Raw genomic sequence first — 26895 nt, 5'->3', positions numbered from 1 at the left:
TCTACCCCCTCAATTGTCCAGCCGCATGCCGCCACCTTTGAGGCTGGCCAGCTCGCTCAGTAGCAACTCACGTTGCGACGGCGTGATCTTGTTCAGGTACTGCAGCTTGGCAATCGCAGCGGCTACTGCGCCATAGCCCATCAGCGGATAGGTCGAATCCGTCACACGCCGGCGTGTCGAGTCTTCTAGTAGATCCATCGCCTGGCCCACCGCTTTGAATTTGAGCCGGACTTCCGAAAGCGAGGTGGGCCGGCTGACCAGGTGCGGGAAGTAGTTCGCCAGGGCAGGACGGTCGGAGTCCATGAGGCTCTGAATACCCAGCTCCAGGTCCTCACGTTCAACCGTTGTGGCTGTCGATAGCGCCCTCTCGATTTCGGCAACCGAGGCAATTTCCAGCCAAAGCAGCACATCGAGATACGCGGTCAGTTCCTGTTCCGTTTTTGCGTCCATGGCTCAATCCTCGAAATCCATTTCATCGCTGGCATCGACAACCAGAGAGCGGCACTGTTCAGCACGGCGCATCAGACTGATGCCTTTGCCTGGCCACAAGGATGCAGCGGCTTCGTACAGCTCGGCGGCTGAATACCACTTCTTGTTGTGCTCTGCCAACCGCGCAGCGGTATGCAGGGCTTGGCTGGAACGTTGGGCTTTGCTCATCGTGAGATCGCGGAACATGGTGAATCTCCTTCGCGTGGTTTTCCCGGGGACGGTTGCCGCCGTATGTCCGGGCCTAGTGAGGCGCCCCGGGAGGGGCGCTTGATTTTGTCATGCTGCTTTGTCGAGATCGCTGGCCAGAGAAAGGCCGACTGCGACGGGCCGCACCCATACCGGCATATGGCTGAGCAAGAAGGTTTCGCCTTGCTTGGCCAGCAGAAGGGTACGGGCCATAACGCCGGCGATAGCCTCGGCGGCTTTTGGCGGCACAGCGTTGCCGATCCGCTCGCGCCACGCTTGGTCGCTCAACCCGTCCAGCTCTAGCATTTCCTCGGGGTCGACCAGGCTTTGCAGCGCTGCCATTTCAAGGGTGGTGAACGGGCGGTGCCAGGTCCCGTCGAGACTGCGAATCACGCAGGTCAACCGATCATTGGCGGCTGGCATACGCGGATCGGCCACGCTCCACCGGCCATTGTCCAGGCGCGCACTGGCGGAAACTGCGCCGGCCAAGCCCTCCCATGGCACCACGCCGTAATGGCCACCAGTCAGATACGCATCACCTTTCACGCGCCGCAGGCCTGGGCGCGGATCCTGTACTGCGAAAGCCCCCTGCCCCGTCGTGCTGCCAGCGATGACAGTCCGCGCTGAGCCTTCCCAGCGGGTGACGTTGTATTTGCCGTGGCCACCAGCTGCGCCACGCGGATCGGCCACGCTGAACGTGCCCTGCCCTGGCGACTTGATGCCGATGATTGCGCCGCTCGCGTCTTCCCAGCGCCGTACGCCATATTGCTGGTACTGCGCCGCTTGAGCCGGGCTGCGCGGATCCGCGACGGAGAACGCGCCGTTGGTTGGGCCGGTCTGCCCCGCCACGGTGCCTACCGAGTCACCCCAGCTCCGTACGCCGAGATAGCCGGAGAAGGCTTCCGGCACAATCACAAAGTCGCGCAGGTAGCCGTCCTCGATGGCCAACTGATCGAGGCTGCGCCAATCCTTGCCAGCTTCGACCAGGGCAAGCCGAACCCATGTTTTCCATTGCAGCGCCGGAACGCGGTGCATCGGGCCGGCGCGCTCGATATCGCCAGGCAGCGGCATGCGTCCAAGAACAGCACCGACCGATTGCAGGGATTTTTTCTCGGGCTCGTAAAGGAAAGGCGGCACCTTTTCAACGTGCCGGGCCACCAGCAGAAAGCGCTTGCGGCTTTGGGCCAAGCCACCCAGTTCTCCGCAGTCGTGGGTTGTCTCGCTCACGGCGTAGCCGAAGAAGTTCAGCACCTGGAGGATCTGATCGAGCAGGTGCCGGCCACGGGTGGCCAAGCGCGGCACGTTCTCGAACACGATCAGGCCGGGCGGGTTGTGCTGCCAGGCTTCGCACATGAGCCACACGCAGCGCAGCGTCAATTCATTGAGGGCCTGGTACTTGGGGGTGAGGCTCAAGGCCTCGGACAGCAGGCCAGAGGCGCCTTTGCAGGGGCTGCTGATAAACACCACATCAGGATCCTGCCAGCCGGCAGCGCGGCGGATATCGGCCGGGGTGGCCTCCCTCCAGTCGGCAGGCGGCTCCTTGCCATGAAACGCGGTGTACTGCTCGCGGGTGAACAGGTCCATTTGGGTGCCGGGCACGCCGGCGATGCGGTGGAAATCACGCAGCGCGCCGGCGTCCACATCGACACCGCCAATGCAGCGCCAATCCGCCTGCAGGTGACCGACCACCTCTTTGTTTTGGTTGAAACCCTTGGCACCGCCGCCAAGCCCGCAGCAGAAATGAAAGTGCTTGAGCACATACTTGGTAAGCATGTTCGTCATCCGTCACGAATGCCCGGACCCACGGTCCGGGCGGGGCTGTGGTCAGATGGCTCGGGCTGTCGCCTCGGCCATGTCGCGGAAAATCTCGGCGTGCAGTTCCAGCGGGAACTCTGCGATGACTTCGCGCTGACCGATACCGGAGCGCTGAGCGACAACCGTGTACATGGTGACGGTGGAAGGTTCTTGCCCTGGGCGGGCTTGGTGGGACGGCTCGACGGTGAAGCCGGAGAAGTCGCGCAGCTGCGCGGCTGAGCTGAAATAGAACAGGTGAGATTCGATAGCCATGTTTGTAACTCCTTCGCAAGTGCCCGGAGCGGTTGCCGCCGCTGGTTCCAGGCTGTCGAAGCAGGATTGCTTCGACGGTTCCCAGTATCGCAAAGGTCTTTGGTAATGTCAACTTATGGTCAAATCTATTTTGACTAACAATTTACCATAGTTCTAACTGCTCGGAGTCGGTGATATCAACCACGGGAATCCCTGGCGTACGCGAGTCCAGGGCATTGTCTGGATCACGCAAGCTGTCGGACAAGGCCGCAAAGCGCGCTCGATCGGCAGCGGTTCGCCTGACGTTGAACTGCTCGTCTACAACGTCATTGACCCTGGCCCACTGGTTCCAAGCGAAGCTGCGCCCAAGCCCTACGGTCGTCGTCGTGCTGGGAAAGCCATCGGCATTTCGCACCAGGTGTTCCCACGATGCGCCGAACTGCACCGCGTCGAATCGGCTGTGCTTTCCGGTGAGCGCGTTGCGCTCAAGCAACAGGGCGCGCTCCAGCAGCTCGGGGTGGTTCGCGGCGAGCCAGTACAATTCCCAGTGCTTCGAGGCAGGGCAGAAGAAACAGGCTGATTTGATCGGCACCAGGTCGGCGCCAAGGACCTGGGTGATTGCCCGCACACAATCTCGGCGAGTCCAGCGCACCAGCTGCAACGGATAGACATAATCGAAGTTCGTGTCCGCAGGCTTGAGCGCTTTGGAGCGGCGCAGATCAGCTTTGCCGCAGTCGTAGCCAATCAGTTTGACAATGCGCTGCCCTGTCGCCTTGGCATGCTCCCATACAGGGTGTGGAGGCCTGGCATTCGGGCCAGAACGTGCGCCCATAAGAAACTGATCCTGGGGAACCTGTTTCCATTTCACCGAACAGGATTTCATGCCAAAGGCCAGGCTGGGCAACGTTTCGTTGGCCATGCAGTTGCCGTACAAATCCTGGTAGCCGGTGGTGGGCTTCGGTTTCTTCCGGCACACGCTGACGGTTGGCCAGCCCCACGCACGCAGCACGGAATCCATCGCCTCGATGTGTGCCAGCGTTTCGGGTTTCTCCGCGCCGGTGTCGGCAAAGGTGATGATATCCGGGCGCAGCCCTGCCGCGTGCAAGGCTACCAGCATGGCCGTGGAATCCACGCCAGATCCGAAACAGACGGCCAGCAGGCGGCCTGACAGCGCAGCGCGCAGGGCCTCGACCTGGGCAAGTGATAAAACAGGGTGGGCGCCGCCCGATGGGCAGCCGCGGCTGATCGCGTTCATGCGTACTCCTTCGCCAGTGCCCGGAGCGGTTGCCGCCGCTGGATCCGGGCACTGTTGGGGTGGCGGTTACTCGGTGTCGTCACCAATGAGATCGCACAAGCTCGGCACCAGATCGACCAAGGCGGGTTTGTTGTTCGGTCCCGTCACCTCAAACACGCATGCAATGTCGGGATCGCCATCAGCAATTCGCGGCTGGAAGTAGTGGCGCGCGCAAGCCTCTGCGGCTGCTCGATGATCGCCGTCAACGTCGATATCAACGGACCAAACGACACGGTATGTAGTCATGGGGGAATCTTCTTCGCTGTGCCGGCGCGGTTGCCGCCGCTTGTACCGGCTTTGGGTTACTTGCCTTCGAAATAGGTGGGGCGCTGGGCCAGTTCGCGGGCTATCAGCTCGTCCGCGAACAGCGGGGCCTGCTTTTCGATCCGGCGCTCCAGGTTTTTGCGCCTCACCTTGCCTTTTGCCTCGGCGCTCCAGCGCTTGACCGCCTGCGAGGCGGGGAAGTCGAGACAGACGCCGTACCCTTCGGGCCGGGCCTCCCACGCCTTGCGCATTTCCTCGGGGAGCTTCTGCCCTGCCGGCGCCTCGATCACCAGCAGTTCAAAGTCACCGGGGCATGGCAAGTGAGGTAGGCACCAGCGCAGGGAGTAGCGCCACATGGGCGGCGCTACTTGCTGGGCACTAGCGGCCATCAGACCAGATCCCAACTCGCCTGATCCCAGCCCGGCAGCTTGGACTGGGCTATGCGGCGAATTTCATGCAACGTGCGGAATGCCTGGGTCGCGTAGTAGTCGGGGTTTTGATTGGACTGATATTCCAGGCACTGGATGAGCTTGAGGACTTCGAGGGGGGTGGGCTTGCGCACGGTTTCATCCAGGCCGAACAGCTCGGCCTTGAACGTTTCGCCTGGGTAGCGCGTGCGTACGGAGCGGATGTTTTCGTCGAGCAGCTGCTGGCCTTTATCGGCGAGGATCTGGTAGGTGGTGGCATCCGGCTTGCCGGTGCAGCTGAACATGAGGATGGCGGAGATGTGGAACCGATTCAGGATATAGGCGCTCATGGAAACTCCTTCGCAGTGTGCCCGGAGCGGTTGCCGCCGCTGGACCCAGGCTGTCGAGGCGGTATTGCTTCGACGTGGTTAGTATCGCAAAGGACCCCGAATAAGTCAACCATCAGTCAAATCTAATTTGACTGATAGTGACGTTTGTTTACTACGCTGCGCGGGCGTCTGGCAGGACGTTGCCGGCGTAATATTCGGCAATCTGCTCATTCACCTTGTCCAGCAGATCCAGGCGCAGGAACTCCAGGTGCAGTGTGCCTTTCTTGAACGCCTTGGCCCGGTAGTTCTCATTCTCGAACACTTCTCCAGCCTGAAAGGCAGCGTCCATAGCTGAGGTCAATGCGTGCGACTGGAAGGGCTTGCCATCGAGCGTCTGAAATACCCGATCAAGGTCATTGAGCTTGTCCTTGGCCCACGAACCGTAGCGGATGCAGAGTCCACTTCTGAACGAAGGTTCGACCATGCCTTCCATGATCACTTTCGGGCCGATGCGGAACGGCTCTTTGGCGTTGGTGCGGTAGTCGTCGGAGAGATACCGGAACACGTTGAAAACACCCCGTTGGAACATCGATTCGGCGTTTATCCGCAAGTCAATGAACGTCGCGCTGATGGTCGACGCGGTGAATTCAGGCGGGGATGGGCAAAGGCTTTTCTCAAACTCCGCTACGGCCTCGGCGTCCATGAGCTGTTTAAATCCGGTCATATCGAACGCACGACGCCAAAGGGAGGTATCCAGCTCGCGGCGCACCCGATCCTGGTCCTCCCTGATCTGCGCGGCATGAGGCATCAGATGACGACCATGAGGTGCTAGAACCTCCTTGGCCATTTCAAGTGTGCGGCGTGCGTCTGCCATCAGGCGCAGCGCTTCTTCGCGGGCAGCTAGCAGATCGTCCAGCGTAGTGGGTAGCGCCAACTCTTTGAAAATAGACATTCTTCGTACTCCTTCGCAGTTTGCCCGGAGCGGTTGCCGCCGCTGAATCCGGGCTGTCGAGGCGGGATTGCTTCGACGGATTCAGTATCCCAAAAATAACCCCTTGCGTCAACTTATGGTCAATATTATATTTACTAGAAATTGACTTTCTCGCATGCGAGAACCTTGCCCAAAGCGTGATTTATAAGCTACAATTAAACCCATGAAGACGATTAAGCAAACCGCCACGTACAGGAACTGGGAACGCAAGCTGCGAGACAAGCAGGCCAAAGCCATCATCGCTGCGCGAGTCTTCCGCGTTGCGCATGGTTTGCTTGGAGACGTTCAGCCAGTGGGCCAAGGGATCAGCGAACTGCGTATCCACCACGGCCCCGGATACCGCGTGTATTTCCAGCAACGCGGTAACCAGCTGGTCCTGTTGTTGTGTGGTGGAGACAAGAGCAGCCAAGCACGGGATATCGAAACCGCTAAAACCTTGGCAAGCCAGTGGAGTGACGATGAATGAAAGAGCAATTTTACGACTATGACCCTGCTGATGCGCTGACCGATGCGGAGTCCATCGCAGTATTCATGGAAGACGCATTCGAAACGGGCGATGCAGCCTATATCGCAAAATGCCTGGGTGTCGTAGCTCGCGCCAAGGGAATGACCGCTCTGGCCAACGAGTCCGGGCTTTCCCGCGAACATCTTTACCGTTCGTTCTCGGACAAGGGCAATCCAACCTTGAAAACCTTGCTGGCCGTGATGCGTGCCGTCGGCTTGGATCTCACAACCCGCAAGCACATCGAGCCGGCGCACTAGTGACCAGGGCGCCGAACAACTGTTAACCGCATCAAAATGGAGTTGCTATGAACACGGATCTGATCGTCAAACGCATTTTGCTCACACCCGTTGCAGCAGGCTTAGGGTGGATCGTACTCACCATATTTGTGATCGGCTTAAAACTGGCCTTCCCTACAGCCCTTCCAATCGAATGGGCTGAACGCGCAGGCCCTATCGGCGCCATTTTGGGAATCGCCATTTTTTACGGCATGACCTGGAAGGAAGGTCGCTCGGACAAGCGAGGTTGATATGGAAAAGGTCATGGCCACTAATCAAAGCAAGGCGCTTTTCGCCTGGGGATGGATTCTGTGGATTGCCTGCGCCTACTGGCTGGCAGGCAGCCCCTGGTTACCAGAGGCTGAATGGAGCTTCAAGGGCTTCGCATTTCTGGTTGTTCTGCCAAAGGGGATTCAAGGGTACGTCTATTGGAATACCCTTCCTCAGAACCGATACAGCGCCGGGTACACAGACAAACACAAGCGCTTACTCTTGTATGCGGCACTGACTTTGGCCATCGGCCTTTGGGGCGCTGTAACCGGGCTATACGAAATGTATAGCTCCCTATAACAGGCGAAATGCCAACGAGCGCTTGACCGCAGGCGCTCTTGCCAATCTGCTTTAATGCCGAGTGTTTGGGCGCGGGAAACAAACGCTTTTCAAAGCAGCAGCCGCGCAGCGGATGCCGCCTTGCTCTTTGGGAATGCAAGCACACCACCGCTGGGTGGATCTGCTCGGCAGCCTTCGGTAGGACGCGGTAAGCCCGGACTATCCAGAGCCAGGCCGCGTGCAAGGGGTCGTGGAATACCGCAGAGAGCGCAGCGAACAAGGATATGCCGCGAAAGCCCCTTGCAGGCAAGGCCTGGTGGCGGATAGGCCATTGGGGCGTCCGCTTCCTGCCGATGGCTGCTGAGCTAGCCGCAGTGGTTGCCTGGAACGACCGGCAAGCGGAGCGCGCAGGCCGAAGGCCGGAGGCGTGAGGATGGAAGCCCGAAGGGCCAAGACCTGGCGTGCTTTTGGCCAGGGCTTGGTTCACGACAGCCGCCCCCCGAAGGGGGCACGCCCATGGCGAGCTGGCTCGTTTCCCCCAGCGTTTACTGGTCCATTACTCAAAAAATAGTTGCCATACCTGTCAACTCTTGCAATGATGAACCCAGTCAGATGATCTTTGCGAGACCTGGCAAAGCGGCTCCTAACCGCGATGCCGAAGAAAACCGCCCTCCTAGGGCGGTTTTTTTTCGCCCATTGAAATGTAAGTCAACCCGTTTTGTGATGGCACAGCGACAGCGGAGCCGGTAAGATCGCCGGCAGTCAGTTGTGAAGTGTGAGCCGGGTGGGGTGCTTCCCGTCTAAAGATTCACTGCCAGGGACGCGGGCGTAGGAACCCGCGCGGATTTGATCCCCGGTTAACACCAGCCCCGCCCGCGTCTCGCAAAGATCATCTGACCATGCTCTTGTCACTGCCATGTGTTCCGGAAAAGCATTGATAGAGACAGAGGCCCTAATCGAGGTCTTTGGAGATGAAAAATTTCCTAAAGAATCTCTCTATTCAGGTGCTCGCAAAGCTCCTGGTAGAGGCGATTCGCGATAGTTGGAACGGCTAACACCTGACTGACGAAGAAAACCCGCTGCGGCTTCGGCCAACGCGGGTTTTCTTTTGCCCCTACCCACCCCGTTCGGCGTCCAGCTGCATCCAAAGCTCGTCCTCGATGAACTCCGCGTACCGGTCCACCAGCTCGGCGCAGCCGTTGCGCCCGAGATCACTGGGATGCCCTTCTGTGTCGTACGCCACACCTGATACCACTCGGAATTCCAGCTCGCGGTAGCCTTGGGCATCCCAGTCGCTAGTCCAGATGCCTGGGTTAGGTTCGGCCTCGATCACATCCAGGATCTCGCATTGGATGACGCATGACTCGGCATCGATATGCACCTCATACACGCTCGCCTCCCAGCTCACATGGGCCGTGGGTCACACAGGGTCGGTATCGCTTTCCAGGCTGATTGCGAAGGCGGGCTTATCCTCGCGTAGCGCAATGTAAACGGCATGGCGCACCTTGCCTGCAGGTGTCAATTCAGCGAATTTCACTTCGCACACAAGCACTGGCTCTAGCCACACCACGGCGCCGCTGAGTTTTGGCGGCGCCTCCATTGCCGGCGTAGTCCGCACCAATGGGCGTAACCGTTCCTTGAGCCTATCCAGCTCGCGGCCTGTGAAGCCGGATCTGACACGACCAGCGTACTGCAGCTGGCCGGCGTCGTTGTGCAGGCCGATCAGCAGTGATCCGATGCCTGCTGAGCTGCGAGTGAAGCCCAAGATGATGAACTCTTGTCGCTGCACGCACTTGAGTTTAATCCATGAACCGTCGCGCTCGCCGGCGTAGGCGCTGCCCCGCCGTTTGCCGACGATGCCCTCGATGCCGAGCGCGCAAGCGCTGGCCAGCAGACTGGCCGGGTCTGCATCGAGGGTATCGGAAAAGCGCACCTGGTCCAGGTCGACCTGCTCCAGCAGGACACGCAACAGCATTCGCCTTTCCTCGACCGGGCGCGAGCGGAGGTCCACGTTGTCGATGAACAAGAGGTCGAAGGCGAAGTAGACCAGGTGGTCGGTGCGCCCGGTGGCGAACGCTTCCTGCAGGGCCTGAAACGCTGGCCGGTCCTCCACGTCCTGCACGATTACCTCGCCATCGAGCCAAGCGCCCCTGATCGGTAGTGACCGCAGGTCCTGGGCAAGTCGTGGCATCCGAGCTGTCCAGTCGTAGCCGTTTTTCGTGAACAGGCCCACGCCGGCATCGATGCGGGCGAACATCCGGTACCCGTCGAATTTTATCTCGTAGGCCCATTCCCCGACTGGAGGCCGCGTGAGCAAGGCCACCAATTGCGGCTGGATACGGGCAGGGAGCTGGCTTTTCTTGACGGCCATAACGCACGCGCCTCAATGGCACTCGATAAGCTGTGGATCATCCGGCAAGCGGAAAGATCCTCCTTTTGTCCAGGCGGCTCTAGCCGTGCCGTACGGCGTGCATTACTGTATATGCAAACAGTATTAATCGGTGCCCCATGAACGTCGTGTCAATCCAGCCACTCCGAGACTCCCGCCAGGTACTCGCTGTCCTCGCCGGATCAGCTGCAGGCGGGTTTCCAAGCCCCGCTGCGGACTATTACGAGCCACCGATCTCCCTGGATGAGTTGTTGAACATCCGAGCTGCGCACGTCTTCATCGTGCGCGTGGAAGGCGAGAGCATGCGTGACGCGGGGATCTTCGACGGCGGGGTGCTGATCGTTGATCGCTCAATCACCCCATGCTCTGGCCAGATCGTGCTGGCGTATGTCGATAACCAGCCCCTCGTTAAGCGGCTGGCCAAGGCGCCAGGTGATGGTTGGCTTCTGGAGTCGGCCAACCCTGCCTACAAGACCATCACCCCCGATGAATACGGATCGGTCGATGTGTTTGGCGTGGTGACCTGGGACTTGACCAAACATGTGTTCTAGAGACCCTCGACCGATTTTTGGGCTGGTGGATGTCGTGCAATCCGGCGCCTTCTTAACCGTTACAAGCGGAAAATCTTCTACAAGACAGACGTTTAGCGAACCTAACTAATTCTGCGAATTTTCTGCTAACGCATTGAATGCAAAACGCTGGTCTTCGACAGGTCGGACTACACAAGAGGTTTGTTTGTCGACAGGTCGACTACTTTACGGTCACTAGCTTTAGCCTTGAGCACGACATTTTCGGCCAATAGCACTTCGTTCAAGGACGCTAGTGCAGCTACCTTGATCAGCAGTGTTTCGATTTCTTGGCGGTAGGCTGCTGACTTCTTGCGTTCGGCAATCAAGTCCTGGTGCTTCACATCACGCATTGAGCGACTGGAGCGCCCCTGGGCCTCGCGAATTGACTCGGCGATTGCTGGGTAGTGGTTATGGATCAACGCCGTCGATACACCCGCTTCCCGGGCTACAGCAGCGATAGTTATCTTGGTCTCTCCAGTGTGGGCGCGACCTTTCTGGATCCGGTACAGAGCTAGCTTCAGATCTCTCTCTCTAATCTCCGCCGGCTTGTGTACGGGTGCCTTAACCTTTGGTTTCATGGGATCAAGTTCTCAGGGTCAATGCCCAACTGGGCCAGTACCTCGCGGCAGCGATTTAGGTCGCGCTCAACACGCTGACGGCCTCCCTCGCCAATGTCTTGGCAGTTCAGCACCTCTTTTAGATCATCATAAAGTCGCTGATAGATGCCCGTATGATTACGTCCAATAACGGCATTATTGCAGTTGCCGCAGCGGGTGCGTTCTATGGTGTTTCCCATGCATGCGTCATTATCCGCCGTGCACCAGGCATGACCGTTACTCCGTATCGCGGTGCTCTCAGCAATAGACTTCAGCATTGAGGAGCGATCTTTGAAGATCAGCAGATTCTGCGGCTCCCGCTGCCACCGTTTAAGTGCACGTCCGTAACCGCCGGCTAGGGAGCTGTCACCTAGCCACTCATCAACTACATCGACCTTGATCTGATCCAGCTCTGCCTGGACATCGTCGTACAGCTCAAGGTCCAGCTGCTGCCCCCAGCTATCGTCCATGGCGTAGCCTAAGGTCATGTCCATAGACCAATGCGCATAATGCTCCTTGAGGTAGCGCAAATCTCCAAAGCGACTGTGAGCAGCATAGTTGGCGAATTTGCGACGAAACTGGTGGGTGGCGAGATTCCAGGTCAGCCCGCAATCTTTGGCGAATGCTTTGAGGCTTGTTCCTAAGGACATAGTGGATAGGGCGCGAACCTGGTTGCCTTCTTTCGAGTTCATGCCGAGGAAAAGCACATGGCGCTGGCTTTGCGCCTCGGCAATCTGAGGATCGTGCGGATCACTTCGACGCCGCCGCAGAATTTCGGCTCCGATCAAGGCTTGATAGGGTGCACTCCAACGCTCCATTAAGCGCAGCGTACGCACGCCTACTTCCGGAATCATCCAATTATGAGTTCCGACATCGGTCTTGTCCGACCTCGATCGCATCCAATGATAGACGGTACCCTCATCGTCACGTGTGTGGTGGTGCGCACCTATCTGCAGGTTGGCTAGCTCGTGGTGTCGACAACCAGAAGTGCTGGCCAAGACGATGTAACAAGCTGTGCGCAGGTCGCTCAGCGCCTTGTTGAATGCCCTTAGGCCTCCCACCCAACCAGTGGTGTTTAGGTGGCGGTTTTTGCGCCCAACGATGGTTGTGAAGCAAATTTCCCTTTGATCGGTTTCCAGGGCAATAAGTGCATCTCGCAGGTCAAGCAATTGATGGCCACGTTCGACATGCCCATAGGCATGTTCGAATAAGCTGCAGAACACATCATCCGGAATCAGCGGCGTCTTACCGGCTTGCAAGCGGTGGGCACCGCTACCGTTAAGGCCCGTCATCGTCATTGCGGAAGTTTCTGGCCACGGATGTTGTGGCATCGGGTCGTCAGTGAACTGACTAAGCTCATGAAGCGCTTCGACAGCCTGCAAGCGGTTACACAACCCATTCTGCGACAACGGTCTGTCCGATCGACTTGATTGCCGGTATGACTTGCAAGCGGTGATATAAGTCGCGCAGACCAAAGGTGTTACCGCTCCAAGGTGGTCAAGCTTCAACGTCTCCAAATGGCGTAGGAACGGCATAACGGAAGAGAAAAACTGTCGCAGCATTCCTCCCTTAGGCCGCACCGAACCGAGACGACCACGCCTCAAGTACCGGTACAAGATCGCCTTCAGCACCGCTCGAAAAGCCTGAGGAACCGTCTTGAAGTCAATACGTCTCCTGTTTGCCGGCACATTGCTGGTAAATCCGTCGAGCTTCCAGTTGCTATCGCCATAACGACTTAGGATGACCCACTGCCCGTCGACCTTGGCGGCACTGATGATTAAGGCGTCACGTTCAGTATCAGTAAGGCCATGAACATCACTCGGCTGGGAGGCAAGGAGTGCCCAAGGGTGTGGAGCTTGGATGGTGTCGTTCAAGCGAATACCTCTAAGCTGTCGATCAGATCAACAGACCAAAAAGGGTGCGGCTGAGTGCGGGCACGCTCCCGGGCGGCCTCCACAACCTCAAGCTTGAAAAGGCCTCGCCGTAGCCCCTCGGCCACGATATAGCTCTCGATTAAGCGGGGTATGTGTGCGAACTCTCTCGCCCAGCGGTGTTTGTTCATACGCGATCGCTCGGCGAGTACGCGGAAATAGAAGCTAAACAGTTTATGGAGATCTTCCGATGTAATCGCGTAGTGCGTACAGCGCAGGCAGTTCATGAAATTCATGCAGGTCGCGCCTTCCCGCTTAGGGGCAAACTGGCCGTTTATTGGGTCGCCGCATCGCCCCATAGGGGTATCTTTATACGTTGCACCAATACTTTGGCTGAGCAACTCCTGAACCAGAACCTCGCCCATGAACCGCCATTGGCGACAAGTATGCTCGCTGGGAGCCAAATAGTTTCGATCCGCCACTCGCAATGTATTCCCAAGAGCTGCTGCGGTGATAGCCAAATTGCCCTCAGATAGCTCGAATATTCCGTCTGCGAAGGTTTTTCGCAGCCGTGAAACGTTGATGCGCAGTGGCTTTCCGTCGCGGCCAAATAAACTGTATCTGGCTACCAGGCGGTTTGCAGCGCGAGCTACCATTGCTGAATTCAACACCGTAACTTCACCGTACCCTCTGCCTCTCCGAGCGCGATACAGCCACACATGTCCTCTCAGGTTGTCCGGGGCTTCTCGATCCAGCGGCTCCGTGAGTGCCATCACTCGACGGATCAGTCGCTCTACGCTAGTTCTTACGACAGGTGTGGACTCAAGTGTATGCTCGGCGTCCGACGCACTCAGCACGACCCTACTGGTGCTGTGGCTACGTCGTTTCCACAGGACCAAAAATACGTTGTCGTCCTTAGGGTGCGGGTGCAAACAATCGCGGCCCATTTCCAGCAATGGTGTAGCATTTCGCCCAGTGTGGAGTGCCACAACTAATAGGGCGAACGCCAGTAGCTCGGCGGTGACAAATGGAGCTTCGGCCCAAAGTGGCTTGATTGCCTGCCGCAGTGCCTCTGTGAATCCTTGCCGCTCACGTTTAGACAGTGGCGTCTCCCCCTTAACCTTGCGACTGTTGTTGGGGAAGGGGTTACGCGGGAAGGTGGCAGTGTCACCATGCTCAACCAGACTAATGAGACGGCGCCGCCCCAAGGCAAGTAGTACAGGTTTAACTTGGGCATAGCGAGAACGCTGACCTGTGCTCGCCACACCTGAACCGGCAAGGTGGCCAAGAAAGCCATCGATCAGATCCCGGTTCACATCGACCAGGCTCAAGTCACGCCGAAAAGCTACCGCCCGCAGTAGGCAATAGTCTAGGAAATAGCGAATACCCCCTCTGCAGTAGGCAGTGACGGTGGCGGCCGAGTAGTCGCCGTCCAGCTGGTTGAGGAAACGTTCAATCTGGCGGTGGCAGGCATATGTGATGGAGTCGATCCCTAAACCATACCATCGAGCGAAGTCGAAATTGCGGAAGTTTGTAGGGTTCCGTCCGAAATGGACGATAGTGATCGGAGGTGGAATAACTTCAGGCAGAATGACCACATTTCCTGCAGTATCGTGACTGTGTTCTACTTGAGGGGCAGTAAGGTCTGTCTTAATGAAAACCTTGCGTTTGCTCATTTAGCCGTCCACCAGGCCGTTCAACTCATCGTCATAGGCCAGGACCGCCTCATCGGCCATTTCATTAACGAGATGCAGATACACCATGGTCGTTTGAATCGAAGTGTGACCAAGTTGCCGTTGTACGAACACCAGTGGGTCTAGCCCGCTTGCACGGTTACGCTGAAGGCTCAGCAGGGTATGGGTGGCGTATGTATGCCGTAGCATGTGCGTATTAACCTTGATGCCAGCCCGTTTCCCGGCCTCGCTGATGATCCGATTAAGGCTCTTGCCCTCTTCGCCATAAGGCTCACCTGCCTTGTTGAGAAATAACGTCTGTTGTGCGTCCTTGCTCAGAGAAGCTCGCTCCCCTCGCATCTTGGTTACATATCGAAAAAGTTCGGACATAAACTGTCGGCTGACAAAAATGCTTCTCTGTTTGCTTCCTTTCGTTACCATGCCGCTGCCGTCGAACGGGTTCAGCTTAATGCGGACGTTGCGCTCGTTTTGTCCCGCCTGGTCAGGATCGAAGACATAAGCTAAAGGGAATGCAGCGATTTCTTCGCGACGAAGACCCGTATGCAGTGCTAGGCGCATCATCATGCGATGATGCGGGTTCTCTGTTACTGCTAGAAGTGATCTGATCTCGGCCATGCTCAGGAACCCAGGCAGTACCTTGTGGGTTCGTAGCATCACATCATTGGCCATGACTTTCCCGCCACTGGCATCGACGTGCGCAAGCAATCCAACGTCGCGTTTCACGTTACGTTCTTCATAGGCGAAAGGCAGACGCTTCACCCATCGTTCCTTAAGAGCGAATTCGTAGAATTTGCAGACGTAAGTCAGACGCTGGCGAGTGGTGTTTCGTGCCAGCTTGCAAGTTACCAAGCAGTAATTACGGTAGGCAGCCACAAGGCTCTTGGCCTCGCCACGATCCACGTCGCGCCAGTCAAGCTCATGGGACTGAAGGAAGCAGAAGAAGTCATACAGTGCACGTCCGGTACTAGGCCAGGATCGCTTAGACCCGATCGCCCCGCGGAGCAGGTAGTGACGAAAGAACAGGTTTGCCGGGACGCAACTCTCCATTGAGTCCCAAAGGAGTATGGGAAACCCCGCATAGGGTTGCCCTGCAATCACCAAGTCTTCTGTCGCCCAAACCAGCTCCATCCCACTCCGCTCTCCGCTACTCACCGCACCTAGAAGGGTGGGCTGCCATCAAACAACCTCCGCTTCTTCACAGCTGAGTGCCTTCAGAAGCTAAGAGGTTGTTTTTACTATGGCAGGGATGTAGCGCTTCGCAAGCACCGGAACAACTCGTTCTACTGCAGCTGCGAACGCATCTTCCGGCCTGAATTGAGGCAGCGCCCTGTCGTCGTTCTTTCGAATTCGGATGGTTGCATCGTGGCCCGTACGAACGAGGCCAAAGCCCTCGGCTTGAAGATGGGCGACCCCTACTTCAAGGTGCGGAACTTCCTGGAGCAAAACGGCGTGGCGGTGTTCAGCAGCAACTACACCTTGTACGGGGAATTGAGCCACCGCGTAGGGGTGGCCATCGCCTCCCTGGTTCCTGAGTGGGAGCGATATTCCATCGATGAACTGTTCGTGAAGCTCGATGGCCTGCCCGAACCGATCATCGATGTAGGCCGTGCTATACAAGCCCGCGTACTGCAGTGGACAGCGCTTCCGGTTGGTGTCGGCATAGGTCACACGAAAACATTGGCGAAGGCAGCGCAGCACGCCTCGAAGGTATGGCGGGATAAGACAGGGGGGGTGGTCGACCTCCGCAAGCCGGAGGCAGTCGAATGGCTGCTCCGGCGAATGCCGGTCGATGAGGTATGGGGCATCGGCAGTCGCATGCGTGACAACCTGGCCCGCGACGGGATCACTACGGCATGGGAGCTGTCGCAAGCGGATGCGCGGGCAATGGGCCGCAAATACAGCGTCGTACTGGAACGTACGATACGGGAGCTGCAGGGTGAATCCTGCATGGACCTGGAGCAGACCGTGGCGCCCAAGCAATCGATCTGCTCCAGCAAAATGTTCGGCCAGCGTGTCCACACGCTCCAGGGCCTGCAGGAAGCGTTGGCGACTTACATTCACCGCGCAGCTGAGAAGCTGCGCCTGCAGCGCTCGCTGTGCGGTGCCATGCGCGTCGGCATTCAGACCTCGTTTCACGGGGATGGTCCGAAGTACGCCAACGCCGCCACGTGCATACCGGCCTATCCAACAGATGATGTACGCCAGCTGACAAAATACGCCCTGCAGGCTGCAGAGCAGATCTACCGGCCAGGGTTTGCGTACAGCAAAGCCGAGGTGCTGCTGTTGGACCTGCGCAAGCGCGGGGAGTACACGCAAGATTTGTTCAGCCCGAGCCAGCCTGAGCGCTCCGATGCGCTCATGGCCACGATGGACAAGATCAACCGGCGATGGGGGCATGACTGCCTGCGAACTGCAGCGGTGCCACTGACCCCTGACTGGGGCATGCGCCGTGCACTGCTGAGCCCCAGTTACATGACCAGCTGGGACCAGCTGTGGAAGGTGCAATGCCGGTAGTTCTCGCGTGCGAGAATCACCGTGGGGCGGCAGCTATACCAAGCCGCTGGCGACGGACGCCGATGCTCGCTCGCGATACGCCGGCAAGCCTGGCCACCAACGCATCCGGCACCTTTCCCAGCAAATGGTCATAGCGGGACGCCACGGAAACACGCTTAAACGGCTGTATTCCCAAAGCCTCACAGCGTTGTACAACCACTAAGTAGGGCACACCTGCGTGCCGGCTGATCTCGGTCGGAGTCATAGTGCTAAGCAGCGATTCGTAGCCCAGCAAAGGGCCGTGATAATCAGCGATCTGCTGCGGGGTGGTGCTGCCTAGCACTGGCAGCACAGGCTCAAAACCCAGTGCCTCGCGGATTCCCTGCACGACGGAAAGATCGACACTCGCCAGCTGAGCTATCTCCTGGTCACTCACAAAACCAAAGAGCGGCTTGTAGGGCCGCAATTCATGGCTCAACGGCAGCGCTTGCTTGCGTGGGGCAGGGCGAAACACAGGCAAGATTCCCAACGACTCGCGATAGGCTTTGACGCTCTTGCTGCTGACACCACACTGGGCGGCAATGGCGCTGTCGGTGGTGTAGCCCAATAGGTGCTTATAGGGTTCGATCTGCTGGCCGACTGACCAAGGCGCGATTCCCAGCTGCTCACGGCGTCGGCGGATCCGGTGCGGAGTGGTGCCGATCAAGCGGGCCAGCTCCACATCCTTGAGCTGGCCTAGCTTGCAGTCGTACAGCTCCCAATCAACTGTCAATTACCGGCCTCCTTTCAGCACGCGCACGGATCAAAGGAAGAAAGAGCCAACCAATACACCGAGGATGAATAGCAGGGTGCCGGATGCCCCGCGACGTGGTTCCACCGCCTGCAGCGCCTTTCGGCGCAGTTCGCGCCGGCGATCTTTAACGGCCTGACGCTCGGCGGCGATCCGGGCGGCTTGTTGGGCCTCCCGCTGCTCCACCCGGTACTGCTGCCATCCGACCTGTACAACTCGTGCAATGGCTTTGCCCAATTCGCCCACGATAAACGCAGAGAACAGCCAAAAGACCAAGCCAAGGCCCCACACCATGATCGATTGATATCCGCCGATCAGCCATGAAAGCGGCCCCCCAGACAGTTCGCTAGCAGGGGCCTTTGGCGGCAATCCAGACATTTCGCGCATCGACTGAGTGACAAACTCGTACACCGGAGAAATTGGGTTGCCAATGTCGCCCATGATGAACCGTACCGCCTGCCAGCCCACTGCCAACATAGCAACCAAACTGGCCGCGTTAACGAGCTTTGCCGCTGATGTTCTTTCCATAGTTTTTACTCTTGCTTAGGGGTGTCGAATTGGTGGAAACGCGGGGATATTCATGCCTCGCGGATCCGCGCTGGCATCCCATGACCACCAACCCGTAGGTCCATAGTGCTGGGTGTAGTAAGCACATTTTGCCTGTTTGCGTGCCAGGTACTTCGGATCCTGACGGCCATAGACTTCCATCGGCAGCTCTCTGCCGGCCCCTACGTCCATCAGCCAGAAATCGGGAAATACCTGCTCTTGCCCAGCATCGAAGCGCATCGGCTTGATGAACCGCCGTCCTTGCTCGCGCAACAGCGCCTCGATCTTGGCCTCATAGCCGGATTCAACGGGTATCCATTCCTCACTGACGACCATCAGCGCGACGTTGAGCGCCTGAGCTTTGCCGGGCGCGGTGGGTTGATCCGTCTGGACGATGGCGACTACGCGGCGTCCTTCCCGCCACCCGCGCAACTCAGCTGCGTAACTCCTGGCGATGCGCTGCCAGGTGTCCTTATCCGTAAACAGCCGCGGTACTCCGTGGTAGCCGGTGATGGTGATGTAGCGGCTCATAGTCTGCTCGCGTTCTTCCGAGTACGCGGCAAGCGGAGCGATGACGATTAGGCGACGGTTGTTCCTGATTGCGCTGGCCACCTTCTGACTGTTGGCGTTGGCCTGCTGGCCATCCGCTGAACTTGAAGCGATCACCAGTGCATCACCGATGCGCATACGCGAAGCGAGCATGCGGTCGGCAGCTTGCTGGAGGCGGCTGTGAATCAGGCCGAGGCTACGCTTGCCCGCCATGCCAGGCATCCACTGATTGAGCCCGGCCTCGCTCCAGAGCAAGTGCAACAGGCCACCCAATGTCATGGCCGGCTTCGTTGGCTTGCCACCCGAAGGGGTAGGGGAGGTGCCCTCCATCGGCTGAACGTCTGCAGGATCCTTCTTGCGCAGCGACAGGGTGAGCTTGACCTTGAGGTCACCGTCCTTGGTTTCTTCGACCACGCCTTTGCTGTAGCCGCCTAATCCCGACTTGTCGGGGTCGGGCGAGTAGTACAGGCAATCCAGGGCATGCTCGGCGCCGGTATGGGGATAGCGCGAGAGGTGGAACGAATCACTGTCCGACCTGTGCCGTACGGCCAAGCGTCGAGTGCCCTTTCCCGGGCACAGGCAGCGGACCAGGCCTACGCGGTGAGCCTTCTGCAGCACACCTTTCCACTGCACCGCATATCCCGGCTGGGTCTGATAGGCCTCGGAATACTGGTTAACGTTCTCCCCAAACCCGATGCTTACCGCATACCGTTGATCAGCCATAGCTGCTTCCTCCGTGTCGCTGTGAAATCTCCTGCGCTCGATGTACAATAAGCGCGTGGCTTTTTGCTCCTTCGCAAAAACCTAGAAACCCGCAAGCATTGCCGTGCTGCGGGTTTCGTCTTTCTGGGGTCCAGTCAAGCTTTGAAGCCGCCCAGCTCGATAACAGGCGAAGCCTGGGTAATATCGATCTGCATGGTGCTGCCATCTGCTTTGCGGAACTCCATGTTCATCGGCGGCGCCTCCGCTACGTCCTGCAGCCGGGCCACGCAGCGCTTGTTCAACAGCTCGAAAAGCCATTCAGCGTCATTGACCGCGTCCACTGGATCACGCGGCAATGCCTGCTGCAGACTGTGCTTAAACCAGTGGGAGGCAGTGGGATCAGCCAATGCGGCCGCAATCTCGCCATCTGCTTCACTGGCCACCAGCGCCTGGTCGACCGGCTTGGTAGTGGCCTGGATCGCCAGCTGATCAATGGCCCGCAGCTCCTGAATGGTCGCCTCGTCCAGACCGCTGTTGAAGTGGACCAGTTGAGTGAGCCCAGTCAATTGCCACCACGCCGACGAAACCCCCTCGTTCCGGTCCGCGCCGATAGGCAACGCTAACGCGCCGGTCAACTCGACCAGGTGCTGCTTGGCGGAATCGATAAGAGCTTGCTGCAGTCGCGCATAGCGTTCATCCGACATATTCAGTCTCTCCTGCCACCTGAACCGGCTTCGCCTCCAGAGCCTCGATCACAGTGCAATGATCGAGGGACATAGCCCCTGAAAGGCCGTCGACAAAGATCACAGCCTGTCCACACATGACCCACGCCTTACCTCGCGTTTCGGCGCGGTGTGTTTCCCCTTGGCCGATCAATTCTTCGTAGCTGACCAAGGCACCGTGTGGGTAGTCGGTGTTCCAGTCGTGGCACTGGGCCTTTGCGTGTAGCTCTTGTTCTTCAAAGCTCATGTTTGTGGGCTTAGGCATTTAGGCTTTCCCTGCGAGTTAGGTGAATTGAATGAAAAAATATCCCGCTTCGGCACCTTGCTGTGCTTTACGGGCCTGTTTATCCAGAATGAGGTGGCCAAGACCGTTCTCAAAGATGCCCTCGTAACGCGGTCCTATGCCCTCAAGCTCAAAGCTATTGAGCTGCAGCAGCCACGTATAACGGAAACTTGGCTCGTAAATAGGATCCTGTAAGAACGCAGGACGCCCCGACAATTTGCTGATCTCTAGGCCGAAATCGTCATCCTCCAAATCTGCATCTTCTTCTTCCTCGGTAAATTCCTCCTTGCGGATGAATGTGCGGTCGAGAATGAAAGCCGACTCCGGTGGGGACAACTCCTGGTCAGTGAGACCGTGCAGGAGCACTCTTGAATAGCCGCTCTCCCGTGCGGCTTGCAGCTCTGACTGCTGATGGACCGTGTACCGGCGCATGGTCGATAAATTGAAACCGTTCGCCTTGCGGTTAGGGGCAATGAACACTGTCATGGCCATGCCTGGGGGCAAGAATCGTACGGGCAACAATGCTTCGGTGAGCGTGCAGAGCGGGGTGAGGGGGATTTGCGTGTCCGGTATTACCGGCCAAAGCGCCGGATCATTCATCCGCACGCTGCCGCCGAATTGCCCTATTCCAAGATCCTCACTACTGGTTGTGATTTTCCACATATGCCCTCCTTGGGACTTCTGCGTCAATTACCGTGAGGAATGGACGGCATATCCGGCAACATTCCTTCCAGCGCCTCTTGCGCGGGCGGATCCATACCTGGTCCTGCAGGTAGCTGGATATCGCCGTCTTCCAATGTCGGCAGTTGCTTGAGCTTGGCATCGCCCAAATCGGCCTGGTCCTCGGTCGATACCAGTACCCGAGCGTTGAACAGGGCGTACTGCAGATTGTCGCGTTTGTCCGCCCATGCAATGCGGCTGTTCACCACATAGGCAAGGGTCCCGCCACGCTGCCCACCGACACTGATGGTCTGGATCCAGTTGTGTTGCGTCAGAATGGCGATAGCGCGTTTTGTGGTTGCAACGGAAGTCTTCATCAACTTGGCCAGCGTGGCTTGGCTGATAATCAGCGCACCTTGCTTGTCCATGTGTTGCACTAGGATGTGCATCAATTGGGCAGCTCGCGGAGCCTGTGCGGTGAGCGCGGCCCATTGCTCATGCCCGGCCCGTTCAGTCTGAACCCACGTTCCGCGCTGAGCCGGCTGCGCATAAGCGCGGATCTCGTTATTGTCACTGGCCATTGAGCCTCCTTCGGTGTCATTGCGTGATCGATATCGTGCAGATTTGTTAGATATCGTTCAAGGTGACACATACCCTAGCTCATTTGGTGAGCTATGGGTAGTGCATCCTTGCACGTTATCTCTCAAGTTTTGTGCGATAACTCTCACGCATGAGCTAGGGTTAGCTCATGGAGGGGGGTAGCTCATAGGGTGAGCTAACCTAGCTCACGGATGATGAGCTAGGGGTAGGTCATAGATAGTGAGCGATGGTCGCTCACGGATCATGATCTGAGGTTGGTGCACAATGTGAGCGGGGTAGTGGCCTGGAGGCCGCGAAATACAAGGGTCGGCAAGTCCTGGTTCTTATGATCTCTAATTCCCCGCTACATTTGCGTTGGCTGTTAGGCCCTCAAAGTCGCCTGCCGGCGGCGGCCAGCCGTGAATGGGTGACAGACTCCGGCTGCGCCTGCGCTAGTCACCCATTCCCGCCCGGCTCGACAGATAGCTCATCGCGAATACGCATCACGGTTGTGGTTGAACAGTTCGCATGCCTGGCAGTGGCGCGGATCCCAAGGTTCGCCCCCAGTAGCTCACGCACCCGCTTTCGCAGTTCCTCGTCCACTGGCCTGCCCTTGTACACACCAGCTGCTTTCGCTTTGACGATGCCCTGGCTCTGCCGCTCCCGACGCTGCTGATAATCCTTGCGGGCAATTGCCGCCATCATATCGATCATCATGTAGTTGATGGCCGACAGCATCCGGTCGGTGAATTCATCGTTGGTGGGCAAGGTCATGCCCTGATGACTGGTAGGCAGATCGATAGCGACGATACGCAGGCCTCGCTGATCAATCGCGCCCTTGAGTTCCCGCCAATCCTGATCACCCATGCGCGATAGTCGATCAATACTCTCCACCAGCAACACATCGCCTCGCTTGGCGTCATTCAGCAAGCGGATGAGTTCGGGCCGGTTGGCGTGCGAACCGCTGGCGTTCTCCATGTAGCTGGCGGCGATGGCCAGGCCGAAGCTCGTAACGAAGGTTTCCAGTTGGTCGCGGGCGCGGCTGGCATCTTGATCGTCAGTTGAAGCCCGCAGGTAAGCCCGGATGAACATTACGATTCCATCTGGTTGTTGAACCACTTCAACCGACGCAATACAGGCGGTAGGAAGTCGCGTGCCAGCAAGTAGCAGAAGCCAATGATCATGAACATCACATACTGATTCCGTAGCGACTGGCCAGCTTCCTGTGCTGCAGCGTCGACAGCTACCTCTTCAACTTTCCAGGTAGCGCAGGCGGAAAGCTGAGGAATTTCCCCAGTGGCTGGTTTGCTCTCGTAACAACGCTTTGTGAGCAAGTGCCCTTCTTGGCTGGCCTGCCCGAGCTGCTGCGCCTCGTATTGCATATCGGTGATCCACCGGGCCGCACCTGTGAATGAGAAACCTGATCCCAACGCTAGAAGTAGGAAAATCCCAACCGCTGGGTAAACAACCAGCATCGAGAACAGACGGTTGAGAATTTTGAGGGTGGAGGTTTGTAACTCGACCATAGGTTGCTCCTGATCTGAATGGTGGGACCACCTGATGACCCACCGTATCAGTTTGGGTGTATTCAACTAACTGTATCAGTATGGGCGTTTTTTATATCAGGTGGCTGAGTATCCCGCCCAATGCGCACACGTAACATTTCAGGTATACCCATTTGTGACAGACGCCTGCCCGGTCCCCGAAGTGACGAATTCAAATCAACGCATTAGTGCAGGTTCCCCATTACCGCTGTAGTTGGGGTTTCAATTCGTCACTCCAGGGACCGGCGCGGAACAAATTCGTCACTCCAGGGACCGGTGCGACTGATCAGCCCTGCAGCTTGGAAAATTCCCGGTACAACCGCGCCAGTACAGGTTGGGCGGCTTCCAGTTCATCCAGCTCCGCCGAGGTGACTTTGCGGTGTTCAAGCGCACGGATAACAGGTTCGGACAGCTTCTTGGCTTCGTCCTCGCCGTGATCCTTCACCAGCTGGTCATAGCCGCCTGGGTAGCGGCCCATATCGCCAGCCTGATGAAGGTCAAACAGGGCCTGGTCATCCTCTTGATGGGCTTGCTTCAACTTCGCCGTCCAGTGCTTCCGGTCGTGTGGCTCAGGGCCAAAGGTTTCCAGCAGCCTGATATCGGCAAGCGTCCGTAGCGAACGGTTGATCCCCGCCAAGCTTTCCTGCAGTGGCTGCAGAAGCTGGGCGAGGTCTTTGTCGGTTGAGGTTGTCATGGGTCAACGTCCTTGGTGGTCATGGAATGGGTCTGCCAGTACCGCAGCCGCTCGGCGTCGGCCTCCAGCACGAAGCGATCGATCATTTCGGCTGGTGCGCAGATCTGCGCGCACCGCCAGCCCTCCGGGGTCTGTGTCAGGTAGCTGGAATAGATCTTGTCGCGTATAGCCAAGGCGCGCTGCTTGGTAAGACCGTGCGCATTGGCGACCGCGACAAGGCCCTTGCCTTCGACCAGGATCTCGAAGGCTACGTCGAGGCTGCGTGAGTGCATTTTCGACTTGGTGCGGATCCGCTCGAATTCCTCTCGCGGTATCCGCAGGTCCTGGTCAGGATGCCGGGCGGTCATTCAGGGCTTTTCCAGTGCTCGGCCAGCTGCGCACGGGCTTTCTCCAACTCGGCTTTGAGGTAGGTGTTTTCCGAGGTGAGCGTTTCAACCTGTGCCGACAGCACAGTGTTGGCCTCGCGCAGTTTTCCCAACTGATCATCGAGCAGGGTTTGCTGGGTCGAGTTCGTCGGAGCGCCTTTGTCCGATCCTTTCTTGGATCCACCGTTATGAACGCGGAGGGCTTTGGTGTTGCGCAATGTGGTGCGGACCTCCTGGCGGAGGTTCAGATCTTCATTGCCCTCAGCGCGCTCCAGTAGATCTGCAGCGGCTTGCGGATCCAGTTTGTCGAGGCGGCTGATATCGTTGACCGTCGAGATATCCGCAGTGATGCCACGGGCGACTGCTTCACGGCCTGCGCCATCTTTGGTGACGTTGACCAGGTAGGCGAGTCGTTCAGCTACCCAGTTGAGGCCTTTCGACCATTCCTCTGCAACCTTCTCCAACGTGCCCAACCGCTCCTTGTCTTCCTGCAAGGCCAGGGCAAGCTCCAGCTGGGTCAGGTTTTCGCTATGAACGTTCTCAGAACGCTGAATGCGCTTGGCCTGTGCATCTGTTAGATCTTTAACGGTTGCCTCGACCAAAACACCGGCGATGATGCAAGCTCGGTAGCGACGTTCGCCGGCAACCATCAGGTATTTGAAACCAGACTCAGGGTTAGGGTGTGGTCGCAATACGCAGGGTTCGATCTGGCCGTTTGCCAGAATGTCATCGGCCAGCTCCCGAAGCGATTCCTCAGAAAAACCAGGGTTATCTTGGCTCCGAATCTGCTTCACGCACTGGATTTCACCAGGGCTGATCTTTTCAATGAGCCCGCCCTCATTGGCAGGGCGCTTCTGAAAATCGGACAGTTTCTTGGCGGTGGTGGCGAGTGCCCGCCCAAATGAGTTTTTCTTCTCCGTCATGGCTTAATCCTCATCCGAAAAGACCTTGCTGAGTACAGCCGCGCAGGCCCGTTTCATTTCCTTACCCGCATCCCGCTGACTCCCGCTGCGAGCTTTACGCCACACAGGATTGCCTGCTGCCAGAGATTTGTTGATGCAGGGGCGGTGGGTGATTTGTTCGTTGAACATGGCGTCGCCGTGTTCCTCGCGAAGGCTCGGCAGGATTTCCAGTTCTTCGGTTGAGCGGCTATTGATCAGGTTTGGCAGGAAACCGAGAAACCGCAGATCAGGGTTGTATTGATCCTGCACGGTTTCGATGGTGGCCATCAGCTTAGGCATGCGCGCGAGGGTGAAGGCACTGATGTTGAAGGGCGTTACAACCGAATCTGATGCAGCCAGGGCGGCGATCATGCGGCGCTGCAGGTTGGGCGGCGTATCGATCAAGCAAAGGTCGAACTCGTCATTGAAGCGGTCCAGAGCCTTTGCAAGGTTGGTCACAACGTCCAGTTCCATATCGTCCACATCCAGCAGCGCTACGTCGGCCTCGATCAGCCAGATGTTGGGCGCTACCTGGCGCGGCACGAAGCCGGCGTGTTCATCAGTGAACAGCTGACTGGCCATGAGGTAGGGCGTATCGTCGCCATCCTCGATGGGGGGGAAGAATTGCGACAGGTCGCTTTCGTCCAGGTCAAGGACTAGCACCCGTTTACCTTGCTCGGCTGCATAGCAGGCCAGGTGGGCTTCCAAGGTGGTTTTGCCCACGCCACCCTTTTGGTTCGCAACGGCTGTGCGTTTCATGGTGACCTTCCTGTTGTCTCCAATGGAGCGGTTGGTTGAATGTGGAATCATGCTTACATCAGTAAACCCCACAGTCAACCCCTAAAAAGGGTTTACTAGAAATTCTCGCATGCGGGAATTGATTTGGCTCACAGGATCCGCTTGGAAATTTCTCGCACGCGAGAATCCCTGTCCTTGGCTTGCTACACTGCGCACCACGTCATCATGTGTCGTGCGGGCTGGTTTCCTTGCGCATCGTCCCTGTTGGCCAGGGCGGGCAGCAGGGGCGGCTCCCGGCTGCTCGCCCGCATCCCTTCTAAATCGCGGGCTCCGACCGCTTGTCGGGCAATTTGAGCAAACGTCCTTTTCTGCTGTCTTCTGCGCGTGGTGTATCGCCACTGACACACCTTGTTACCCGGCACGGAGCCGGCGACCTAAGCATTGCAGATGCAGAAATATGGATATTTCCCTTTCAAATCAAAGTGTTAATCAAATCACACCCTTACCAGGCATCAGCCAGGGGCTTGGCCGTTCGTCGCCGAATGTGATGGATCCGATATTTCTGGAAATGAAACCTTGATTTCGTGAAATGAAAAGCCTATCTTAAATCACGAAACACGGATTTCATGGATCAAAACTCGAAAGAGGGAAGAAATGCGAGGTGGGATCTAGAACAAAATCGAGTAGGACTCCAGTATCGCCCCTGTATTTAGCCAAGAGCTGCCCAGGGGAAGAGATGCAGAGCCTAGAAAAGAAAGATCTGGCGGTCTTCGCCGTCGCCCAGCCGGATTACCGGGTGTTTCTAAATGAACGCCAGGAAAGCGACGGTCGAAGA

Annotated in this window: 33 protein-coding genes and 1 pseudogene; 6 read left to right on the top strand and 28 right to left on the bottom strand. The window is 57.8% G+C overall.

Annotated elements, in window-relative coordinates:
- Positions 1-9 precede the first annotated feature (9 nt).
- The 9 genes from AC07XM_RS17265 to AC07XM_RS17225 all read right to left on the bottom strand — a co-directional run bounded on the left by AC07XM_RS17265 (position 10) and on the right by AC07XM_RS17225 (position 5967).
- Positions 10-450 (bottom strand): hypothetical protein, encoded by a 441-nt coding sequence (locus AC07XM_RS17265; protein ID WP_102667800.1) that lies wholly within the window; start codon positions 448-450, stop codon positions 10-12.
- Positions 451-453: 3 nt separating this feature from the next.
- The gene (locus AC07XM_RS17260; protein ID WP_102667799.1) at positions 454-675 is read right to left on the bottom strand and encodes a hypothetical protein; all 222 of its coding nucleotides are present in this window, start codon (positions 673-675) and stop codon (positions 454-456) included.
- A gap of 90 nt (positions 676-765) precedes the next feature.
- A complete protein-coding gene (locus AC07XM_RS17255; RefSeq protein ID WP_102667798.1) occupies positions 766-2448 on the bottom strand; it encodes a DNA cytosine methyltransferase in 1683 nt (560 codons plus the stop codon).
- A gap of 51 nt (positions 2449-2499) precedes the next feature.
- A complete protein-coding gene (locus AC07XM_RS17250; protein ID WP_011005868.1) occupies positions 2500-2742 on the bottom strand; it encodes a hypothetical protein in 243 nt (80 codons plus the stop codon).
- A gap of 142 nt (positions 2743-2884) precedes the next feature.
- Positions 2885-3976, bottom strand: a complete 1092-nt coding sequence (locus tag AC07XM_RS17245; RefSeq protein ID WP_207268619.1) for an adenine nucleotide alpha hydrolase family protein — start codon at positions 3974-3976, stop codon at positions 2885-2887.
- A gap of 66 nt (positions 3977-4042) precedes the next feature.
- Positions 4043-4261, bottom strand: a complete 219-nt coding sequence (locus AC07XM_RS17240) for a hypothetical protein (RefSeq protein ID WP_102667797.1) — start codon at positions 4259-4261, stop codon at positions 4043-4045.
- Positions 4262-4317: 56 nt separating this feature from the next.
- Positions 4318-4668 (bottom strand): theronine dehydrogenase, encoded by a 351-nt coding sequence (locus tag AC07XM_RS17235; RefSeq protein WP_256587424.1) that lies wholly within the window; start codon positions 4666-4668, stop codon positions 4318-4320.
- Positions 4668-5036 (bottom strand): hypothetical protein, encoded by a 369-nt coding sequence (locus AC07XM_RS17230; protein ID WP_011005864.1) that lies wholly within the window; start codon positions 5034-5036, stop codon positions 4668-4670. The genes AC07XM_RS17235 and AC07XM_RS17230 overlap by 1 nt, the downstream gene beginning before the upstream one ends.
- Positions 5037-5187: 151 nt before the next feature.
- The gene (locus AC07XM_RS17225) at positions 5188-5967 is read right to left on the bottom strand and encodes a DUF4942 domain-containing protein (RefSeq protein ID WP_102667796.1); all 780 of its coding nucleotides are present in this window, start codon (positions 5965-5967) and stop codon (positions 5188-5190) included.
- Positions 5968-6169: 202 nt separating this feature from the next.
- Between AC07XM_RS17225 and AC07XM_RS17220 the strand changes: the two genes are divergently transcribed.
- Genes AC07XM_RS17220 through AC07XM_RS17205 form a run of 4 tightly spaced genes read left to right on the top strand, consistent with a single transcriptional unit; the run spans position 6170 to position 7356 of the window.
- Positions 6170-6472: a type II toxin-antitoxin system RelE/ParE family toxin gene (locus tag AC07XM_RS17220; protein ID WP_011005862.1), complete on the top strand. Its 303-nt coding sequence runs from the start codon at positions 6170-6172 to the stop codon at positions 6470-6472.
- On the top strand, positions 6469-6768 hold the full coding sequence (locus AC07XM_RS17215) for an addiction module antidote protein (RefSeq protein WP_102667795.1): 300 nt from the start codon (positions 6469-6471) through the stop codon (positions 6766-6768). The genes AC07XM_RS17220 and AC07XM_RS17215 overlap by 4 nt, the downstream gene beginning before the upstream one ends.
- Before the next feature lie 47 nt (positions 6769-6815).
- Positions 6816-7037, top strand: coding sequence for a hypothetical protein (locus AC07XM_RS17210; RefSeq protein ID WP_102667794.1), 222 nt, complete (start codon positions 6816-6818; stop codon positions 7035-7037).
- Positions 7038-7050: 13 nt separating this feature from the next.
- Positions 7051-7356 (top strand): hypothetical protein, encoded by a 306-nt coding sequence (locus AC07XM_RS17205; protein ID WP_172455931.1) that lies wholly within the window; start codon positions 7051-7053, stop codon positions 7354-7356.
- 1093 nt (positions 7357-8449) lie between these two features.
- Here the strand turns inward: AC07XM_RS17205 and AC07XM_RS17200 are convergent.
- Together AC07XM_RS17200 and ligD are read right to left on the bottom strand one after the other, a co-directional pair.
- Positions 8450-8725 carry a hypothetical protein gene (locus tag AC07XM_RS17200; protein WP_146018905.1) on the bottom strand — a complete coding sequence of 92 codons (276 nt, stop codon included), beginning with the start codon at positions 8723-8725 and terminating at the stop codon, positions 8450-8452.
- A gap of 30 nt (positions 8726-8755) precedes the next feature.
- Positions 8756-9706, bottom strand: a complete 951-nt coding sequence (ligD, locus tag AC07XM_RS17195; RefSeq protein ID WP_102667792.1) for a non-homologous end-joining DNA ligase — start codon at positions 9704-9706, stop codon at positions 8756-8758.
- A gap of 137 nt (positions 9707-9843) precedes the next feature.
- Here ligD and AC07XM_RS17190 point away from each other — a divergent pair, with 137 nt between their 5' ends.
- Positions 9844-10275 (top strand): LexA family protein, encoded by a 432-nt coding sequence (locus AC07XM_RS17190; protein WP_102667791.1) that lies wholly within the window; start codon positions 9844-9846, stop codon positions 10273-10275.
- Positions 10276-10442: 167 nt separating this feature from the next.
- On the opposite strand, the gene AC07XM_RS17185 is transcribed toward AC07XM_RS17190, so the two are convergent.
- From AC07XM_RS17185 to AC07XM_RS17170, 4 genes are read right to left on the bottom strand one after another with little or no spacing between them, the layout of a single operon-like run.
- Positions 10443-10871 (bottom strand): TetR family transcriptional regulator, encoded by a 429-nt coding sequence (locus tag AC07XM_RS17185; RefSeq protein WP_102689294.1) that lies wholly within the window; start codon positions 10869-10871, stop codon positions 10443-10445.
- Entirely contained in the window at positions 10868-12763 is a 1896-nt protein-coding gene (locus AC07XM_RS17180; protein WP_102689293.1) for a site-specific integrase, read from the bottom strand. Before AC07XM_RS17180 ends, AC07XM_RS17185 begins: the two co-directional genes overlap by 4 nt.
- Complete coding sequence (locus AC07XM_RS17175) at positions 12760-14436, bottom strand: hypothetical protein (RefSeq protein WP_102689292.1); 1677 nt, start codon at positions 14434-14436, stop codon at positions 12760-12762. Before AC07XM_RS17175 ends, AC07XM_RS17180 begins: the two co-directional genes overlap by 4 nt.
- Positions 14437-15213 (bottom strand): tyrosine-type recombinase/integrase, encoded by a 777-nt coding sequence (locus AC07XM_RS17170; RefSeq protein ID WP_224372408.1) that lies wholly within the window; start codon positions 15211-15213, stop codon positions 14437-14439.
- Between the two features lie 513 nt (positions 15214-15726).
- On the opposite strand from AC07XM_RS17170, the pseudogene AC07XM_RS17165 reads away from it, so the two are divergent.
- Positions 15727-16968 (top strand): annotated as a pseudogene (locus AC07XM_RS17165) (Y-family DNA polymerase); the annotation flags it as partial.
- A 16-nt stretch (positions 16969-16984) separates the two neighbouring features.
- On the opposite strand, the gene AC07XM_RS17160 reads toward AC07XM_RS17165, so the two are convergent.
- The 13 genes from AC07XM_RS17160 to AC07XM_RS17100 all read right to left on the bottom strand — a co-directional run bounded on the left by AC07XM_RS17160 (position 16985) and on the right by AC07XM_RS17100 (position 26153).
- Positions 16985-17719, bottom strand: a complete 735-nt coding sequence (locus AC07XM_RS17160; RefSeq protein WP_256587419.1) for a hypothetical protein — start codon at positions 17717-17719, stop codon at positions 16985-16987.
- Between the two features lie 30 nt (positions 17720-17749).
- Entirely contained in the window at positions 17750-18265 is a 516-nt protein-coding gene (locus AC07XM_RS17155) for a hypothetical protein (RefSeq protein WP_102667735.1), read from the bottom strand.
- A gap of 15 nt (positions 18266-18280) precedes the next feature.
- Entirely contained in the window at positions 18281-19555 is a 1275-nt protein-coding gene (locus AC07XM_RS17150) for a DUF1173 family protein (protein WP_102689289.1), read from the bottom strand.
- Between the two features lie 134 nt (positions 19556-19689).
- Positions 19690-20238, bottom strand: coding sequence for a hypothetical protein (locus AC07XM_RS17145; RefSeq protein ID WP_102667737.1), 549 nt, complete (start codon positions 20236-20238; stop codon positions 19690-19692).
- Positions 20228-20521 (bottom strand): hypothetical protein, encoded by a 294-nt coding sequence (locus AC07XM_RS17140; RefSeq protein ID WP_102667738.1) that lies wholly within the window; start codon positions 20519-20521, stop codon positions 20228-20230. Before AC07XM_RS17140 ends, AC07XM_RS17145 begins: the two co-directional genes overlap by 11 nt.
- Positions 20522-20539: 18 nt before the next feature.
- Positions 20540-21202 carry a hypothetical protein gene (locus AC07XM_RS17135; RefSeq protein WP_102667739.1) on the bottom strand — a complete coding sequence of 221 codons (663 nt, stop codon included), beginning with the start codon at positions 21200-21202 and terminating at the stop codon, positions 20540-20542.
- A gap of 23 nt (positions 21203-21225) precedes the next feature.
- The gene (locus AC07XM_RS17130) at positions 21226-21780 is read right to left on the bottom strand and encodes a helix-turn-helix domain-containing protein (RefSeq protein WP_102667740.1); all 555 of its coding nucleotides are present in this window, start codon (positions 21778-21780) and stop codon (positions 21226-21228) included.
- A 454-nt stretch (positions 21781-22234) separates the two neighbouring features.
- Positions 22235-22870: a recombinase family protein gene (locus AC07XM_RS17125; protein ID WP_102667741.1), complete on the bottom strand. Its 636-nt coding sequence runs from the start codon at positions 22868-22870 to the stop codon at positions 22235-22237.
- Complete coding sequence (locus AC07XM_RS17120) at positions 22870-23304, bottom strand: hypothetical protein (RefSeq protein ID WP_102667742.1); 435 nt, start codon at positions 23302-23304, stop codon at positions 22870-22872. Before AC07XM_RS17120 ends, AC07XM_RS17125 begins: the two co-directional genes overlap by 1 nt.
- 304 nt (positions 23305-23608) lie before the next feature.
- Entirely contained in the window at positions 23609-24016 is a 408-nt protein-coding gene (locus AC07XM_RS17115; RefSeq protein WP_102667743.1) for a hypothetical protein, read from the bottom strand.
- Positions 24013-24363, bottom strand: coding sequence for a TrfB-related DNA-binding protein (locus tag AC07XM_RS17110; RefSeq protein WP_011005972.1), 351 nt, complete (start codon positions 24361-24363; stop codon positions 24013-24015). The genes AC07XM_RS17115 and AC07XM_RS17110 overlap by 4 nt, the downstream gene beginning before the upstream one ends.
- Complete coding sequence (locus AC07XM_RS17105; protein WP_102667744.1) at positions 24360-25304, bottom strand: ParB/RepB/Spo0J family partition protein; 945 nt, start codon at positions 25302-25304, stop codon at positions 24360-24362. Before AC07XM_RS17105 ends, AC07XM_RS17110 begins: the two co-directional genes overlap by 4 nt.
- A gap of 3 nt (positions 25305-25307) precedes the next feature.
- Positions 25308-26153, bottom strand: a complete 846-nt coding sequence (locus AC07XM_RS17100) for a ParA family protein (protein WP_256590372.1) — start codon at positions 26151-26153, stop codon at positions 25308-25310.
- Positions 26154-26895 lie beyond the last annotated feature (742 nt).

This window comes from Pseudomonas sp. GW460-LB5 (assembly GCF_059423245.1).
Note: the sequence above shows the minus strand (reverse complement) of the source record. Positions and strands in the feature narration are given on the sequence as shown.